The sequence below is a fragment of the Mesorhizobium sp. M1328 genome (assembly GCF_040318075.1).
In the GTDB taxonomy this organism is placed as follows: Bacteria; Pseudomonadota; Alphaproteobacteria; order Rhizobiales; family Rhizobiaceae; genus Mesorhizobium.
On sequence record NZ_JAMYLO010000007.1, the window covers coordinates 212,032 to 227,045 of the forward strand.

Below are 15,014 nucleotides of genomic sequence, written 5' to 3' on the forward strand. Positions count from 1 at the left end.
GCGCCTTACCGTTCGAGATTCTTCACGCTGGACGACAGGAGCCGCAAATTGTTGGCGACGGTCGGATCGTTGGGAGCCAGTTCGTATGCTTTAAGGAAATTGCTGCGCGCGTCCTGCAGCTTGCCGCGCAGCAGATAGGAATAGCCGACATTGTTGTAATATTCGGGCGTAGGCCCAATCAGTCGGAAGGCCTGGCCATAAGCCCTGTCGGCGAGATCGAAGCGGTGGATGCGGTCGCTGCAGGCGGCCAGGCCCAGCCATGCGACACCATCGTTGGGGGCAAGTTGCGTCGCCTTGTAGAACAGGGCGCCGGCATTGCCATAATTTTCCGAGCGGAACTGGTTCTTGGCTTCGGCAACGGCCTGGTCGGAGGCATAATATTCGACGTCGCTGACCGTCTTCAGTCCGTCGAAGGCATCGCCGAAGGCAGTAAGCTCCACTTTCGCCGGCTCATTAGTGCGGACAACTCCCGTTGGGTCCGTCGCATTCGACTGACAACCGGAAAGCACGACAACCAGCAAACTGGCAGCGGCAACGAGCCACATTGGCCTTGTCATTTTATCCCCCAGGGATCTTTCCGATCCCGCCCCCAGACCAAAGCACATCCCTGTCTAGAAGAAAATGCCCTTCATTCGAATGATCACCGGAAGCATCACGACCATCATCACAACAGGAAAGATGCATAGCCCCAGCGGTATCATCATCTTGACAGGCAAAGCATTGGCGCGCTCCTCGGCGAAGAGAATTCTTTGTCCCCGCATTTCGTCACTGTAGACGCGCAAGGCATCCGTCAAACTGGTACCGAGCTCTTCGGATTGACGGAACAGCACGGCCAGCGCGCGCGCCTCCTCCAGTCCAACGCGGTCGGATAGTTCGCGCAGGGCCTCGCGCAACGGCTTGCCCGCGCGCAACTGAAGATTCATGATCGCGAGTTGGATGCCGAGCCATCTATGGGTGCCAGCCAGTTCGCTGCCGACACGCTCGACAGCCGCTTCGAGGCTCATGCCGGCATCGGCGCAGGTGATCATCATGTCCATGAAATCCGGAAAGCCGCGACGATAGATCTGCTTTTGTCCCTTTTCGAACCGATCGAGAGCGATGCTCGGAATGACGATGCATCCCAGCCCAAGCAGGGCAGAGCCTGCAAAGGCGACAAGACCGGGAAGTTCGGGTGGCAATATCCGCGACAGGAGCGCGTACGTCGCGGAAAAGCCAAGACAGACCGCGCCAAGGCGCGACAGAGTATAGATCAATGGCGCGCTTGACTGATAGAAGCCGGCGCGAAATAGTTTTGCGTCCAGCGCGCTGGGCTCGTCGCGTTCCTTTTCGATCGATCTGAAGTAGGCGTCGACCGGCCGCTGTGCTGAAATCTTGGCCAGTTCTTCCTGGCCCAAAAGCGAGCGGCGGTCGGGAATGCCCTCTGCCATCAGGCTTTGCGCAACCAGTTTCCTCGTCTGCAGCGCCGGCAAGAAGACGAGCGCGCCAACCAGGAAAAGCGCTACGGCCGCCAGGAAGACGGCAATGGACACCAGCAGACTCAGATCCTGGGTCACAACTCTATAGCTCCGCTCCCTCAAAAATCGAAATTGACCATACGGTACATGATGAAGTCGCCGAGCAGCGCCCAGAGCCCGAAAACCAGGAATACAGGCATGATCAAGGGGCTGCCCCACACATCACCGTAGTAGCTGGGGGCCAGGCCCGTGAGGATGGCGAGCATCAAAAGAGGAAACAGGGAAATGATCCACGCGGACATTCGCCCCTCGGCAGAGAGCGCCCTAATCTTCAGCCTAAGTTTGTGCCTTTCACGCAGCACCACTGAGAGATTCGACAGAATTTCGGTAAGGTTGCCGCCGGTCTTGGCCTGAATCGACAGCGACACCGACAGCAAATGCAGACCTTCGAAACCGACGCGCTGCGAGAGTTTTCGCACCGCGTTTTCAAGGCTGAGGCCAAAGGTGATCTCGTCGGAAACAATGCCGAATTCGGTGCCCAGTGGATCAGGCATTTCTCGTGCGACAAGGCTTATAGCCACGGAAGTCGGATGACCGGCACGCAGCGAACGCACGATCATCTCAAGGGCATCCGGCAATTGCTTCGCGAATTTCTGGATTCGCCTGGCGCGCGCGCGACGGAGAACCAGAAACGGCAGGACGAATCCGATGAGCAGAAAGACGATAAACGAAACCACGGCGGAGAAGTGCAGCAGGAACGCAAATACCAGTGCCAGGGCCAGTCCACCGAGAGTAAATGTCGCGACGAACGACAGCGGATTCCCGGTAACGCCAGATTGGGTGTACAGCCTGTTCAGGCCAACAGCATTGAAAAGAAAATCGCCAGAGCTGGTAAGCCCACGTTCTCGCAGCAATCGCTGCAAAGTCTGTTCGGCCGGAGCGTCATCGGCGAGCCGCTTCAGCCGACGGTTGATCGTGCTGACCGTTGAGTGCCGCTTGGAGTAAGTCACATACAGAGCCTCGGCTGCGAGGATGAGCGACGCAGCCGCCAGTACATAGATGAAGTAGAGCAATGTCTGGCCGGTCGGCATTAGAGCGGAACCTGTGGGTTGAACGCGTCCTTGGCGAACTGATGGCCAAGGGTCGCCGCTTCCTGGGCAAAGCGCGGACGAATGCCGGTCGCACGAAATTCCCCAACGATCTGGCCCTCGGCAGTCACATCGCGGCGGACGAAATGGTAAAGCTCCTGAACCTGTACGACATTGCCTTCCATACCGGTGAGTTCTGATATGGAAACAACCCGCCTTCCACCATCGGAAAGCCGTTGCGTCTGCACAATGACGTCGATGGCCGAGGCAATCTGAGCCCGTATTGAATCGTGGCTCATCGGCATGCCAGCCATACCGACCATCTGTTCCAATCGCGATATCGCATCCCGGGGCGTGTTGGCATGAATGGTGGTCATTGAACCTTCATGGCCGGTGTTCATAGCCTGCAGCATGTCGAAGGCTTCCTCGCCGCGCACCTCGCCGACGATGATGCGGTCCGGCCGCATGCGAAGCGCGTTTTTCAGCAATTCGCGCTGGCGAACTTCGCCCTTTCCCTCAACATTGGGCGGACGCGTCTCGAGACGGCCCACATGCGGCTGCTGCAGTTGAAGTTCCGCTGCGTCCTCGATGGTGATCAGGCGCTCCCTGGCTGGGATGTAGCTCGACAGGGCATTGAGCAGGGTCGTCTTGCCGCTGCCTGTGCCGCCCGAAACCAGGATCGACTTGCGGGCCTGCACGGCAATGCGCAACAGGTCGACCATCGGCTGGCGGATCGAATTAAACGCCATCAGGCGTTCGAGCGAATAGGGGTTCTTGGAGAACTTGCGAATCGAGACCAGCGGGCCATCCACCGAGATCGGCCGCACCGCTATGTTGACTCGCGACCCATCTTCCAGCCGCGCATCGACCATTGGCGCCGATTCATCGACGCGCCGGCCGATAGCCGAAACGATCTTGTTGATGACACGTAGCAGATGGGCTTCATCGCGAAAGCGGATCGCCGTCTCCTCTATGACGCCACGCCGCTCTATGAAGACTCGCTTGTGGGTGTTGATCAGAATATCGGAAATCGAATCATCCTTGAGCAACGGCTCGATTGGACCCAGCCCGAGCATCTCGTCAGCGGTGTCGCTGGTCAATTGGTCAAGTTCGCGGGCGTTAAGCGGCACGTTGCGAGCACGAACGAATTCCCGCACGATCGGGCGGATCTCGTTCAGAATTTCCTCCTTGGACGCACTTTCAAGGGCGGTCAGGTTGAAGCGGTCAATCAAGTGGCGGTGGAGTTCGACCTTGAGCGTGAGGAAATCATCCCCCGGCGATCCGAAGTCCGCAGAACGGGAGAGTGCGGGGACTGCCGGCACGATCGGATCGAGCTTCGGCTCGACCCGCGGCTCGCTTGGCCCTTTCGTGAATCGGCCCAGCATTTTGCGCTACCCCCTTGGACACGCGTTGGGGGAACCTAAACGTCAACCCCGCAAGACGGCAGCACCAAGCACTTCCACGAACTCAATGCTCTTGCACAGTTAACACTTAGGTCAAAAAAACGTCTCATCTATTCGAAGGAGGCGTCCTGCCGAAAGTATACAAGGGCCTGCCAAAACATTCCCCTGTGTCTTTTTGGCCACGATGGCCCCTTTCGGGCTCCGGCAAGCCCTTGGATATAATGGCATATGCCTATCCGCTAATATCGCCTCGCTTCTGCCACAGGCGCAGCGAAATTGTGAATGGGTGGTTATGGATAGGCGAAAAGCAGGCAGAATCAACATCTTGCCTATAGACAAAACCTCGAAACGTTATTGCCAGATCAGGCAAGGCACAGGTGTAAAGAAGTTAAAGAACCTTAACTTATTTGACTCTGCTTTTTATCGGCCCCTAGGATTAAGTCGACGGAGGATGCTCAGGTATGCGATTTCATCCTTGGCTCGTCTCGTCAGGGTTTGAACCTCTAAAGGGAGAAATTGGCATGAAAAGGCTCATGACGATGACCCGGCAGTTTCGCGACGACGAACACGGCGCTGCCATGGTCGAATATACCATCCTGCTCGGCATCATCACTGTCGCAGTGATCGCCACCATCATTCTTGTCGGTGGCTGGGTTACCGGCCAGTGGACAACGCTCCAGGCGGCGCTGCCGTGATATCTTGATTGTCATCATCGACGCCAGGAGGTCTCCCGGCGTCGATCCAGGCGGTGGGTGAAGGAGTCTGGCGGGGAAAGAAAGTGCGTGCAAACACTGTCATTATGATCGTTCTCGCCGGCGTATTCGGCGTGCTCGCAGTGGTTCTCGCCAATATCTGGCTGACCAGTCAACGCAGCGCTATGGCGAAGACGGACGTGCCGCGCGACACCATTGTGGTGGCGGCCGTGTCTTTGAAATTCGGCGACACGCTGTCGGCCGACAAGCTGCGTGAAATCACATGGCCGGCCGGCGCGGTTCCGGCCGGTGCTTTCAAGACGACAAAAGATCTACTCGCTGGCGAAGGCACAAAGCAGGCGCTGCAGGCGATCGGCGCCAATGAACCCGTTCTCGCCACCAAGATTACCGGCCCCGGCCAGCGCGCCACTCTTTCGGCGGTGCTCGGCGAAGGCATGAAAGCTGTTTCCATCAGAGTCAACGATGTGCTCGGCGTCGCAGGATTCGTTTTCCCAGGTGATCGGGTCGATGTGCTCCTGACACGCACTGTGCGCAATCCTGGAGGTGCGGACCAGAGTTTCGTCGACGTGCTGTTGCAGAGCATGAAGGTGCTCGCCGTCGACCAGGTCGCCGATGAAAGCACGGACAGCCCGACGGTGGTGAAATCGGTGACCGTCGAGGCTAGCACCAAGGACGCCCAGAAGCTGACGCTGGCCGCCGGCGCAGGCCAGTTGTCGCTGGCGCTTCGCCAGGCAGCAGCCGGCAAGGACGAGATCACCCAACGCATCACGCTTTCCGACCTGACCGGCGAAACGCCGGCCGATGTCGCAGCCAGGCAGGCCGAACTCGCCAGGCAGGCGACGGCCGATGCTGCTGCGGCAGCCGAGCGCAAGCGCGCGGACGACAAGATCAATGGCCTGACGCGGGCCGTCGAACAGGTCGGGAGCCGGCTCGACGACTTGAGCAAAGCAAAGCCTGCTCCGGCCGTGACCTCGGCACCCGAAGCGCAAGAGGTCGTTAAGGAAGTGATCAAATATGTGCAGCCGGAGCCGTCGGCCCGTGCGACTATCGGCGTTTTTCGGGGCGTGAAGCTCGAAACATATGACGTACCGCGACAAAGATAGTTCTGGTATATGGGATAATGAGCGTCCGAAGAGTCGCCAAAAGGGGGAATGCAGATGCGAACGGTCCGGAAAACACTGGCAGCCGCCGCGCTGGCCTGTTCGGTGATATTACTGCCGATCGGCCTTGAGGCTGCGGCAGCCGATCGCCGCATAGACGTGTCGAACCCAAAGGTCCATCGTATCTTCCTGCCCATGTCGCAATCAGTGACGATCGAGGTGAACGCCACTCTTGGCGATATCGTCGTCGCCGACGAGAAGATCGCAGATGCCCAGCCGATGACAGACAAGACGCTCTACGTCATTGCCAAGGGCGCCGGTACCACCACCGTCAATCTCTTTTCCGAAGACAAGCGCTCGCTTGGCGTAATCCAGATCGAGGTGGGCGTCGACGTCAATGATATGGCGCAGGCAATTCGGCAGGTAGCGCCCAGATCGCGGATCGATATCGGTTCGGTCAATGGCAAGGTCCGGCTTGGCGGGCATGTGAAGGACGGCGCCACGCTGGCGTCGATCCTGGAAGTGGCCCAGCAATACGGTCCCGACGCGATTATCAATGCCGTTACCGTTGATGACAGCCAGCAAGTTAATCTGGAAGTGCGCGTGCTTGAGGCCAAGCGCAATGCCGGTCGCGACCTTGGTGTGTCGATCCGGAGCACGAACAACAGCGGAACGACCCGAACTGGAACAGGCATTGCCGCCGTCGATGAAGATAACGTGGTGCTCGGACCGGGCGGTCTGCTCACTGGCCTGCTGTCGAACACCAATCCATTCGCCGCGCTGATCACTCGCGTCATCGACAGCAACATCAAGGTCGATCTGATCATCGAGGCGCTTGAGGCAAAGGGTGTCGTGCGCATGTTGGCCGAGCCCAATCTCACCACACTTTCCGGCGAGTCGGCCAGCTTCAACGCCGGCGGCGAAGTACCCATCCGCAGCCTCAACAGCGATGGCCAGATCAACATTGTGTACAAGCAGTTCGGCGTGAATCTGCAGTTCACGCCAATCGTACTCGACGACGACAAGATCCATATCGAGCTAGCGCCGGAGGTAAGCGACCTGAACGGCTTCACGCCGGCCGGCGACCCGATCTTCACCACCCGCAAGCTGGCGACCGTCGTCGAGTTGCGCGACGGTCAGAGTTTCGCCGTCGGCGGGCTCTTGTCCAGCAAGAATACCAAAATCCAGAGGCAGGTACCATGGCTGGGCCAAGTGCCGATTGTCGGCGCGCTGTTCCACAATTCAAGCAATCAGAAGGAAGAGACCGAACTGGTCGTCATCGTCACCCCGCACATCGTTCGCCCGGTGAAACCCGGCGAGCAACTGGCGACCCCATTCGACAAGACACGGCCGGCCAACGACCCCGAATTTTTCGTGCTCGGCCAATTGGAAGTAACCAAGGACATGGTGCGCAAATATGAACTGGGCGAAGGCGTCGTCGGCCCCTATGGCCACATGCTCGACCTGAAATCCAAGGACAAGATGATCTATGTCAAGAAATAGGGTGTTGATCATGCTTTTGTGCGCCAGCGGGCTGACGGGCTGCGCGGACTATCTGAACCGCTACGACACGGTGACATTGGCCGCGGGCGACACCCAGAAATACAATTCGCTTCTGCAAACGGTCGACCCTCTCAATCCGGCATCGAAAAAAACCGCTATTGAGGGCGATGGCGCGCGCGCTGCTGCTCTGGCCCAGAGTTACAGGTTCCCACCGCCACCGCCGCCGCCGCCGGCGATCACGGTCAATGTCGGGACGCCGAAAGACTGAGCGGATTGAACGGAAGGATCGGCGCGTCAGGTAAACGAGGGATCCTGGCGTCAAGGAGCAAAAGAGCAAGGCCATGCTGCGTATTATTCGCGCGTTCTGGCACGATCAGAGGGGAATAGCGCTGATACTGGTCAGCGTCATGCTGCCGGCGATCATCGGATTTTCTCTGCTGGTGATCGACATGAGCCGGGTCAACAATCTGCATAACGATCTGCAGAAGGGGGCTGATGCGTTTGCGCTGGCAGGCGCGGCTGAGCTGGATGGGACGTCGAACTCTATCAGCCGTGCTGACAGGGCGATCGCTACGCTGGTAAGCAATCGATACACCTTCTCGACCGCCGGCCCTCCTCAAACGCTCGCTTCCGCCGGAGTAACACGCCGATATCTTCGCTCGTTGCCGGCCACCGACAATCTCCCCATTGTGCCCGCCAATGTGATCACCGACGAGCTGAATGACGCCAAACTTGCCCGTTTTGTTGAAGTCACTGTAACCCCGGTCGGGTTTGCCGCAATCTTCCCGGCTTCCTTCTTGTCATCCGGCGCCAGCAACAGTTTCAATGTCGGCGCAGTCGCTGTGGCGGGCTTCACCTCCGGCGTCTGCGATTTCACGCCGGTCTTTATGTGCAACCCCTACGAGACGGTGAACGGGACGAATGCAGCGGGCGGATACACACTTGAGCAAGCCATCGCAAATCCGGCTGTCCATCGTCGACTGATCGAACTGAGGAAGGTCGGAAACGGGGCTGCCGCTGGTCCTGGTAACTTCGGCTTCCTCGAACCTCCGGCCGGTGTGGGGAACGGTGCTCAAGCTCTCGCTCAGACGATTGCAACATCAAGGCCGGTTGGTTGCTACAGTTCCGCCAGCGTTAGCACGAAGACTGGCCAAAACGCCGGCCCAGTGCAAGACGCCTTCAATGTTCGTTTCGGCATTGCGGCAAGCGGCAACCATTTCGATAGTCCTGAATACGGTCCAGCCGCGAACGTCCGCAAAGGGGCAATCAAGACCCGAGGAAGCGCAAACCAATGTCCTTCCATGAACCAACTTTCATTCACCGAAGCTGGAACAATGGGCCTTCCACGCGACGCGACCACTCCATACCTCGGCGGCCGGATGGGCGATGGAAATTGGAATTTCTCAGGTTACTGGAGCACCAACTTTGGTTCCGCTGCCTACCCATCTTCATGGAATACGACCAAGCCGACGCGCTATCAGGTCTACCGTTACGAAATATCGGCCGGGTTGGTAGGCACGGCGTCGACCGGTGGAGAGATCGGAACGCCGTCGGCAGTTTGCCAACCCCCTGTCACGACGGTTGACCGTCGGTTGATTTACGGCGCGATCCTGAACTGCAATGCACTTCAAGCTGCCGGTAGCGATCTGTCCGGCCACAGCACGGATCTGCCGGTGGAAGCTTTTGGAAGCTTTTTACTCACTGAACCGGTTGCGTCGCCATCGGAAGACGCATCCGTGATGGTTGAATTGGTTGACGTTACTGGGGGTGGCGGCCAGGGCACGCTAGACAATTTCCTCCGCGACGAAGCTCAGCTTTACCGGTGATGGCGATGATTGGAACGCTATTGCGTCATCTCGATAGATTTCGATGCGACCAGCGCGGTGCAGTGCTCATCGAAATGACGCTGATCACGCCGCTGATGCTGATTTTGGCGGGTGGCGTGTTCGAGTTCGGCAATCTGATTCACGAAAAACTCCTGATGGAAGCCGGGCTTTCAGATGCAAGCCGCTTCGCCGCGCGCTGCAACAGCCAATTGTATACACAAGCGGGGCTTGCGGCGATCAACTGCGCCGACATTGCTGCAAATATCGCTGTGTTCGGCAATGCGGCGGGAACAGGCAGTGCACGCGTCAGCGGCTGGCAGAAATCGAATGTGACGGTGACAATCGCTGCCGCCGGTTCCTGCCATGACGCTGTGGTCGCCGGCGTCGCCCAATATCGATCAACCACCGCGCAGGTCTGTATCGTCACGGCTGCGGGTACCTTGGCTTATAGCGGGGTCGGCATGCTATCGATCATCGGCATCGGCCCGATCACGCTGAACGGCTCTCACGAGGAGCGGCTGATCCGGTTCTGATCATGATCAAGTGTTTTGCGGAATCGGACGACGGCGCGGCGATGGTCGAAATGACCATCGTTTCGACGCTGCTGTTTGCCCTTGTCCTCGGTTTCGTCGATTTCGCTCACGCCTTCTACCAATGGAACGCTGCTACCAAGGCGGTCCAGCTCGGCGCCCGGATGGCCTCGATTTCAGACCCCATTGCGACGGCCCTTGCGACTGCGGCGCCGACGACGACACCGGGTGCGCCAGTCGTTGCCGCGGCATATGGCCCCTTCGTCTGCACATATACTGCTGGCACAGGGGCTTGCACCAACGGGGGCGCATTCAATGCCGCCAACTTCAGCCGTGTCTTCCGCGGGGACACGGCAAACACCAACGATGATGCCTGTCCCCCACTCGCAGCAAATCAGCGGCCCGGGATGTGCCATTTCTTTCCGCGCTTGCGCCGCGACAACGTGGTGGTCACCTACAGCGCGACTGGCTTGAGCTATCAGACCCGGCTGGGCGGACCGGTGCCGACAATCACCGTAAGTCTTCAAAACGTGACCTTTCAGTTCTTCTTTCTGCAAGGGCTGATGGGCTTTGCGAACGTCACCATGCCGTCCATGCTAAGCACGGTTACGGGCGAAGACCTGAAGAGCACATCACCATGAACGCTATCAACACCAAGGTTCTCCCAACCAAACGAAAGCAGGTCGCCCTGTTCTCGTCGGATTCGCAGTTCAAGCATGACGTGGCGACGCGGCTCGATGCGCTGGCGATCTATGACGTCCGGATTTCCGAAACGGATGACTTTCTCAAAGGCCCGACCCCCGACACGCGGCCGGGCATCGTAATCCTCGACCTTGCCAATGGCGATCTGCTTGGCAAGCCCGGCATTGTCGAGGGGCGCGCCCTGTGGGCGGCCGTGCCGCTGATTGCGGTTTCAGACGAGCTGACCTCCGAACAGACGCGCATCCTGGTGCGCATGAACGCCTCGGACTGGCTGCACAAACCACTCGATGCCAAGGAGCTTCTGAATGCGGTCACCTTTCACGACACCGGCAACCAGGGCACCAAGAGCCGCATCATCACCTTCATCAGCGCTAGCGGCGGCGCCGGCGCCACGACGCTCGCTTTGTCGGCCGCGGACTTCCTGGCCTCGAAATCCGCCGAACGTGCAGCTTCGACCTGCCTCGTCGACCTCGACTTCCAAAGCGCCAATTGTGGCGCCTATCTCAACCTCTTCAACCAGTTCGACCTTGCCGGCATCATCGGCCAGCCGGATAGGCTCGATGTCGAACTGATGGACGTTATCAAGCTCTCGCGCCCGTCCGGCCTGACGCTGTACGCCTTCGAAAGGCCGCAACTGCCATTCGAGCCGCAGGGCGCGGATTTCGTGTTCCGGCTGCTGGACCTCGTCGCTTATCGCTTCGATGACATCGTCATCGACCTGCCCAACATCGAAACTCCCTGGCAGAATCCTGTGCTTTCCACGAGCGACGCGATCTTCATCGTGTTCGAGCTCAACGTCGCCTCGCTGCGGCAGGGCAAGCGGCTCTACAAGAAGATCCGCGATTTGCGCGGCAATTCCGTGAACATCACGCTGGTCGCCAACAAGCACAGACGCAAATGGTTCGGCAACCACTTTTCGCGCAGCGAACTCGAAAAGATATTCAAGGCACCGCACATCAAATCGGTTGCCTTGGACAATGCGCTGCTGACCGATGCGCTGAACCGAGCCATCATGCCTTCCGAGGTGGACGGGCGGGCACGCTTCAACAAGGATCTGAAGCGGATGTTCAAAGAGCGGCTCGATGACATTGCCCGGTAAATATCGCTTCGTTCCAACGCTTGCGGGCGCCTGCATCATGGGCCTGGCATTGGGGGCCTCGGCCTGGGACTGCGCCCCTGCCCGCTCCGCGCTATCGGACCAGCCGCCGCTGCCAGCCATGGGCCCCAGCCTGCGCAAGTTCGTTGTTTTCCAAACCGCGGAACAGCCGGGCACGATCATTATCCGCAAGCAGGAGAAGGCGCTCTATCTTGTGACCCGAGAGGGTGAGGCGCTACGCTACCAGATCAGCGTCGGGCGTGACGGATTTGGCTGGACCGGCACCGTTGAAGTGGGGGCGAAAACCGAATGGCCGGAATGGCGCCCACCGAGAGAAATGCGCGCGCGCCAACCGGAGCTGCCGGAGATGGTGCCGGCCGGCCCCTACAATCCGCTCGGCGCACGGGCGCTCTACTTATCCCGAGACGGGCACGACACGCTTTATCGCATACACGGCACCAACGACCCTTCAGGCGTTGGCTTCGACGGCACATCGGGATGCTTTCGTCTTACCAACACCGATGTGATCGATCTTTTCAGGCGCGTCTCGGTCGGTGCAAAGGTGGTGGTCCAATGACGATGATTAGCGACCCGGACATGCCGGCGATCGACGTTGGGCCGGCGACCCAACCTATAGAGCAAGCTGTCGCTGGGAAACCGAGCAATGCCAGGATGATCGGCGTTGTCGCTGCAGGCGCCTTGCTGATCACAGCCGCAAATTTAACAGCCGCGGTCTATCTCTTCCGCGGCATCAACGATCTGCGCTCTGTCGAAGGGAGGCTGGAACAGCTCGGATCGTTCGAGCAACGGATTGCGGCCCGGCTCGACACCGTCAATAACGGCTTTCAAAGCCGGTTCGAAAAACTGGACAATCAACTGCAGGGTAGCTTCAGCCAGATCAACGGCAGCATTGCCCGGATTGAACAGAACTTACCGCTGGTCCACGACGACGTTTCTAGCGTGGCGGAGCCTCTTGTGGAGACGAGCAGCGCCACGGCGGAGCCGCTCAGCGATCTCGATGGTGAAGAAGCGACCGAACGCAGTATCGGCGAAGCACCACGCCCGCCCAAAAGGAGGAGCGCAGCACCGGTGCCTCCTGCCCCAAGCTCCTCCTACCGGCGCATAGAGCAGCCTGACGGCAAGGTGTATTATCGCAAGATCGATTAGAGCGGGATACGGGAGCGTAGGGAATGCTTGCCAGAGAAGATCGTCCGCCGCTTTTGGCGTCGCGCGTGTCGCGACAGACGAATCGACGCTCGAAAGGGAGGCAAGACTTATTCGGTCATCCGGGGCATGATGTGCTCAGTCGACATCGAGACGGGTCGCAATGCGACTCTGAGTTACCTTTTGAAGCCGATCATCAAGGCGTCAGGAGATCATGAGTGAGCGCTATCGCCACCTCTCCCACCAATCGTGATCGGCTGCTTCTAACGATCACGAAAGAGGATTTCGGGCTGGAATTCCGGGTGGTCGCGCGTGGCGGCATACGCCGCGGCATCCGTCTGGAAAAGGCTTTCTGGATATCTCTGAAGCAGATGGCTGAAAGTAGGAAATGCACTATCGGCATGCTGATCGAGGAGATCGCCGAAAGTGCGACCAACACTGGTAACCTGACATCGGCGATACGGGTGGCTTGCATGAACGGGCTCGCCGATGAAAACATTGTCCTGCGGAAGCTTACATCGATCAGGACGATCAATGCCATATTGCTTGCCTGCCCCTCGCCCGCTTTTGCCTTGGCGTCATCGAAGAAGATCCTGACGTTCAATGCTTCGTTCCAGCAATTGGTCAAGCGTCAGTTGCCGATCGGAGCAAACAATGATGCACGACTAAATCTCAAGCTGGCGCTGGATCTTAATGTCGCCGACATCTTTGCCCAACTCGACGCCGGCGAAATACCGATCGCCAGCGGCTTTGTAATCGGGGCCGGCGAACGTCGGTATCGAGGTCAATTGAATATAGTACGGGCGCCCGTACCCGAACCGGAGTTGCTGATGGCGTTCGTCAACGGTTAGAGCTGCGGCCTCAGGGGAGCGAGGCTCAATCCGGGCTGAAGATGCTTCGTGTCATTTCGGGCCAATAGGAACTGTCTGCGCGCCTTCGCTTGGACCCGACCGCTATGGCCAGCTCGACGGCCCACGCCGCAGGAGCCGATTCTACCATCGCCAATCAACCGAATTCATTACAATGAAGGGCGACAACCTCGAAGAGAGAGGGCATGACGACGTACTGACGCCAGAGAAGGCTTGGCGAGCGGAAAAGCGGAATTGGATCCGAAGCGGGCTGATCGCCGCGCGAATCCGCGGGGAAAGCTGCGTCCAAGAAGAAATTTCGCAGGATCGAACACATGTGTTGGCTGGAAAATAAAAAGCTTATCCGCTCCGCGAAGCTCATTGCCGAGGCTGAGCATGCCGAACGTACCGAAAAGACAGCAAGACTGAGATCGCTTCGGATGGCAGCTCAAAGCGACCTGAAGGTTCCGTTCGTTGAGGAACTCGATTGCTCTTTACTTGTCGCCGCACTGACTAGAGGCGAATTATCGGCTGAACCTTCCGACGGCCTGAATGATCGCATTGGCAGGGGCCGAGCAAGGACAGCGGGCAAAAACCAGTATTCCTCCGCGCTCGCCAATTCGAATTAGCGAGTGTTCCCTCGTCCGATGATTCAGAAGGCGATCTTGACACCCGGCTTGCCGCAGACAGTGGAACTGTCTTGAGACCACTTGCCGCGAATTTCACTGCTGAGCGTGGTCGATTGAGCGTTGAACCCAGACGACATTGCGACATTGCGACGAGAAGTCTGCGTCTTCAAACTCACTCTCTCTGCCCTCAACGCTTGCCGTGTTGGAATAGCCTAAGCGCTCCTGGATATCCGCTCGCGCATACGGGCTGATCATCATACCGTCGCCGAACAGAAAATCGGCGCAAACTCCAGGTTCGAACTTGACTGCGCCAAACGACAAACGGCTCTTTCGATACGAGACCTGAGCCCGTCAACAGCGCAGCCTTGGCAAGTTATTGGCTACCCTGCAGACGGGCCATTGGGTCCCATTTCCATCATCGATGCCGCAGCTTTGATGTTCGCTGCACCTTGGGTTCGCACGCCTACAAGTTCGGTCTCCATGCTGTTCTCCATTGGCCGCCAGTCTCTGGAGGATTAGCTGTCGTGGCCTACTTCATAGTCGCTGCCGATAATTAGTCTAGAAGCTGTGTGGCAAGGTACTTGCGTTCGTGGGATCGAGTGTCATCATCCCTCATGACCAAGGATGAAGCGGAACAGGCCGTTCGCTATTTCTGTACGAAATGGGCTGAGGAGCGCGGACTTCCTCATGCGCCTGAGAATCCAAATTTTTCCGACTTCTTTTCCTGGCTTGAGCAGAAGTCTCCTGGCCACCTGAAATTCCGGAGTAGCACTCCAGTGCGCGATGACGTGGAGCGATGGTTTGTCGATGAATTCAAGCAGGGCTGGCGCTATTAATTTTAGCGGTCTTCCTTACGGTGACCTGCCACTGAATTTTCATCCGGCTGCAGTTAGAGCCTCGGCGGGTTTTACGCCGTATGGCGCGGGTTGAGCAACGGGTGATCGGCGGAGCTGGTCGG

At 58.4% G+C, this 15,014-nt stretch carries 17 protein-coding genes; 13 read left to right on the forward strand and 4 right to left on the reverse strand.

Annotated elements, in window-relative coordinates; translation table 11 throughout:
* Positions 1 to 5: 5 nt before the first annotated feature.
* From NKH23_RS16190 to NKH23_RS16205, 4 genes are read right to left on the reverse strand one after another with little or no spacing between them, the layout of a single operon-like run.
* Positions 6 to 557 (reverse strand): tetratricopeptide repeat protein, encoded by a 552-nt coding sequence (locus NKH23_RS16190; protein WP_502909219.1) that lies wholly within the window; start codon positions 555 to 557, stop codon positions 6 to 8.
* Between the two features lie 54 nt (positions 558 to 611).
* Positions 612 to 1,553, reverse strand: coding sequence for a type II secretion system F family protein (locus tag NKH23_RS16195; RefSeq protein ID WP_352719135.1), 942 nt, complete (start codon positions 1,551 to 1,553; stop codon positions 612 to 614).
* 20 nt (positions 1,554 to 1,573) lie between these two features.
* Entirely contained in the window at positions 1,574 to 2,545 is a 972-nt protein-coding gene (locus tag NKH23_RS16200) for a type II secretion system F family protein (RefSeq protein WP_352719136.1), read from the reverse strand.
* A complete protein-coding gene (locus tag NKH23_RS16205; protein ID WP_352719137.1) occupies positions 2,545 to 3,927 on the reverse strand; it encodes a TadA family conjugal transfer-associated ATPase in 1,383 nt (460 codons plus the stop codon). Before NKH23_RS16205 ends, NKH23_RS16200 begins: the two co-directional genes overlap by 1 nt.
* A gap of 539 nt (positions 3,928 to 4,466) precedes the next feature.
* Between NKH23_RS16205 and NKH23_RS16210 the strand changes: the two genes are divergently transcribed.
* From NKH23_RS16210 to NKH23_RS16270, 13 genes are all read left to right on the forward strand, one after another.
* Positions 4,467 to 4,640, forward strand: a complete 174-nt coding sequence (locus NKH23_RS16210) for a Flp family type IVb pilin (protein ID WP_352719138.1) — start codon at positions 4,467 to 4,469, stop codon at positions 4,638 to 4,640.
* A gap of 83 nt (positions 4,641 to 4,723) precedes the next feature.
* The gene (cpaB, locus tag NKH23_RS16215; protein ID WP_352719139.1) at positions 4,724 to 5,761 is read left to right on the forward strand and encodes a Flp pilus assembly protein CpaB; all 1,038 of its coding nucleotides are present in this window, start codon (positions 4,724 to 4,726) and stop codon (positions 5,759 to 5,761) included.
* 54 nt (positions 5,762 to 5,815) lie between these two features.
* A complete protein-coding gene (locus tag NKH23_RS16220) occupies positions 5,816 to 7,261 on the forward strand; it encodes a type II and III secretion system protein family protein (RefSeq protein WP_502909220.1) in 1,446 nt (481 codons plus the stop codon).
* 10 nt (positions 7,262 to 7,271) lie between these two features.
* Complete coding sequence (locus tag NKH23_RS16225; RefSeq protein WP_352719156.1) at positions 7,272 to 7,529, forward strand: hypothetical protein; 258 nt, start codon at positions 7,272 to 7,274, stop codon at positions 7,527 to 7,529.
* A 73-nt stretch (positions 7,530 to 7,602) separates the two neighbouring features.
* Positions 7,603 to 9,087, forward strand: a complete 1,485-nt coding sequence (locus NKH23_RS16230; protein ID WP_352719141.1) for a TadE/TadG family type IV pilus assembly protein — start codon at positions 7,603 to 7,605, stop codon at positions 9,085 to 9,087.
* Entirely contained in the window at positions 9,087 to 9,620 is a 534-nt protein-coding gene (locus NKH23_RS16235) for a TadE/TadG family type IV pilus assembly protein (RefSeq protein WP_352916567.1), read from the forward strand. Before NKH23_RS16230 ends, NKH23_RS16235 begins: the two co-directional genes overlap by 1 nt.
* Before the next feature lie 2 nt (positions 9,621 to 9,622).
* Positions 9,623 to 10,258 carry a TadE/TadG family type IV pilus assembly protein gene (locus NKH23_RS16240; protein WP_352719143.1) on the forward strand — a complete coding sequence of 212 codons (636 nt, stop codon included), beginning with the start codon at positions 9,623 to 9,625 and terminating at the stop codon, positions 10,256 to 10,258.
* Positions 10,255 to 11,418, forward strand: a complete 1,164-nt coding sequence (locus NKH23_RS16245; protein WP_352719144.1) for a CpaE/TadZ family protein — start codon at positions 10,255 to 10,257, stop codon at positions 11,416 to 11,418. The genes NKH23_RS16240 and NKH23_RS16245 overlap by 4 nt, the downstream gene beginning before the upstream one ends.
* Positions 11,402 to 11,992: a L,D-transpeptidase gene (locus NKH23_RS16250; RefSeq protein ID WP_352719145.1), complete on the forward strand. Its 591-nt coding sequence runs from the start codon at positions 11,402 to 11,404 to the stop codon at positions 11,990 to 11,992. Before NKH23_RS16245 ends, NKH23_RS16250 begins: the two co-directional genes overlap by 17 nt.
* Positions 11,989 to 12,582, forward strand: coding sequence for a hypothetical protein (locus NKH23_RS16255; protein WP_352719146.1), 594 nt, complete (start codon positions 11,989 to 11,991; stop codon positions 12,580 to 12,582). The genes NKH23_RS16250 and NKH23_RS16255 overlap by 4 nt, the downstream gene beginning before the upstream one ends.
* A gap of 215 nt (positions 12,583 to 12,797) precedes the next feature.
* Complete coding sequence (locus NKH23_RS16260; protein ID WP_352719147.1) at positions 12,798 to 13,430, forward strand: ribbon-helix-helix domain-containing protein; 633 nt, start codon at positions 12,798 to 12,800, stop codon at positions 13,428 to 13,430.
* 332 nt (positions 13,431 to 13,762) lie between these two features.
* Positions 13,763 to 14,056: a hypothetical protein gene (locus tag NKH23_RS16265; protein ID WP_352719148.1), complete on the forward strand. Its 294-nt coding sequence runs from the start codon at positions 13,763 to 13,765 to the stop codon at positions 14,054 to 14,056.
* 614 nt (positions 14,057 to 14,670) lie between these two features.
* Entirely contained in the window at positions 14,671 to 14,892 is a 222-nt protein-coding gene (locus NKH23_RS16270; protein ID WP_352719149.1) for a hypothetical protein, read from the forward strand.
* Positions 14,893 to 15,014 lie beyond the last annotated feature (122 nt).

Bases quoted from the DNA above. Each gene is read 5' to 3' on its own strand.
- NKH23_RS16190 (WP_502909219.1), bottom strand. From the start codon at position 557: ATGACAAGGCCAATGTGGCTCGTTGCCGCTGCCAGTTTGCTGGTTGTC.
- NKH23_RS16200 (WP_352719136.1), bottom strand. From the start codon at position 2,545: ATGCCGACCGGCCAGACATTGCTCTACTTCATCTATGTACTGGCGGCT.
- NKH23_RS16205 (WP_352719137.1), bottom strand. From the start codon at position 3,927: ATGCTGGGCCGATTCACGAAAGGGCCAAGCGAGCCGCGGGTCGAGCCG.
- NKH23_RS16210 (WP_352719138.1), top strand. From the start codon at position 4,467: ATGAAAAGGCTCATGACGATGACCCGGCAGTTTCGCGACGACGAACAC.
- NKH23_RS16220 (WP_502909220.1), top strand. From the start codon at position 5,816: ATGCGAACGGTCCGGAAAACACTGGCAGCCGCCGCGCTGGCCTGTTCG.
- NKH23_RS16225 (WP_352719156.1), top strand. From the start codon at position 7,272: ATGCTTTTGTGCGCCAGCGGGCTGACGGGCTGCGCGGACTATCTGAAC.
- NKH23_RS16230 (WP_352719141.1), top strand. From the start codon at position 7,603: ATGCTGCGTATTATTCGCGCGTTCTGGCACGATCAGAGGGGAATAGCG.
- NKH23_RS16235 (WP_352916567.1), top strand. From the start codon at position 9,087: ATGGCGATGATTGGAACGCTATTGCGTCATCTCGATAGATTTCGATGC.
- NKH23_RS16240 (WP_352719143.1), top strand. From the start codon at position 9,623: ATGATCAAGTGTTTTGCGGAATCGGACGACGGCGCGGCGATGGTCGAA.
- NKH23_RS16245 (WP_352719144.1), top strand. From the start codon at position 10,255: ATGAACGCTATCAACACCAAGGTTCTCCCAACCAAACGAAAGCAGGTC.
- NKH23_RS16250 (WP_352719145.1), top strand. From the start codon at position 11,402: ATGACATTGCCCGGTAAATATCGCTTCGTTCCAACGCTTGCGGGCGCC.
- NKH23_RS16255 (WP_352719146.1), top strand. From the start codon at position 11,989: ATGACGATGATTAGCGACCCGGACATGCCGGCGATCGACGTTGGGCCG.
- NKH23_RS16265 (WP_352719148.1), top strand. From the start codon at position 13,763: ATGTGTTGGCTGGAAAATAAAAAGCTTATCCGCTCCGCGAAGCTCATT.
- NKH23_RS16270 (WP_352719149.1), top strand. From the start codon at position 14,671: ATGACCAAGGATGAAGCGGAACAGGCCGTTCGCTATTTCTGTACGAAA.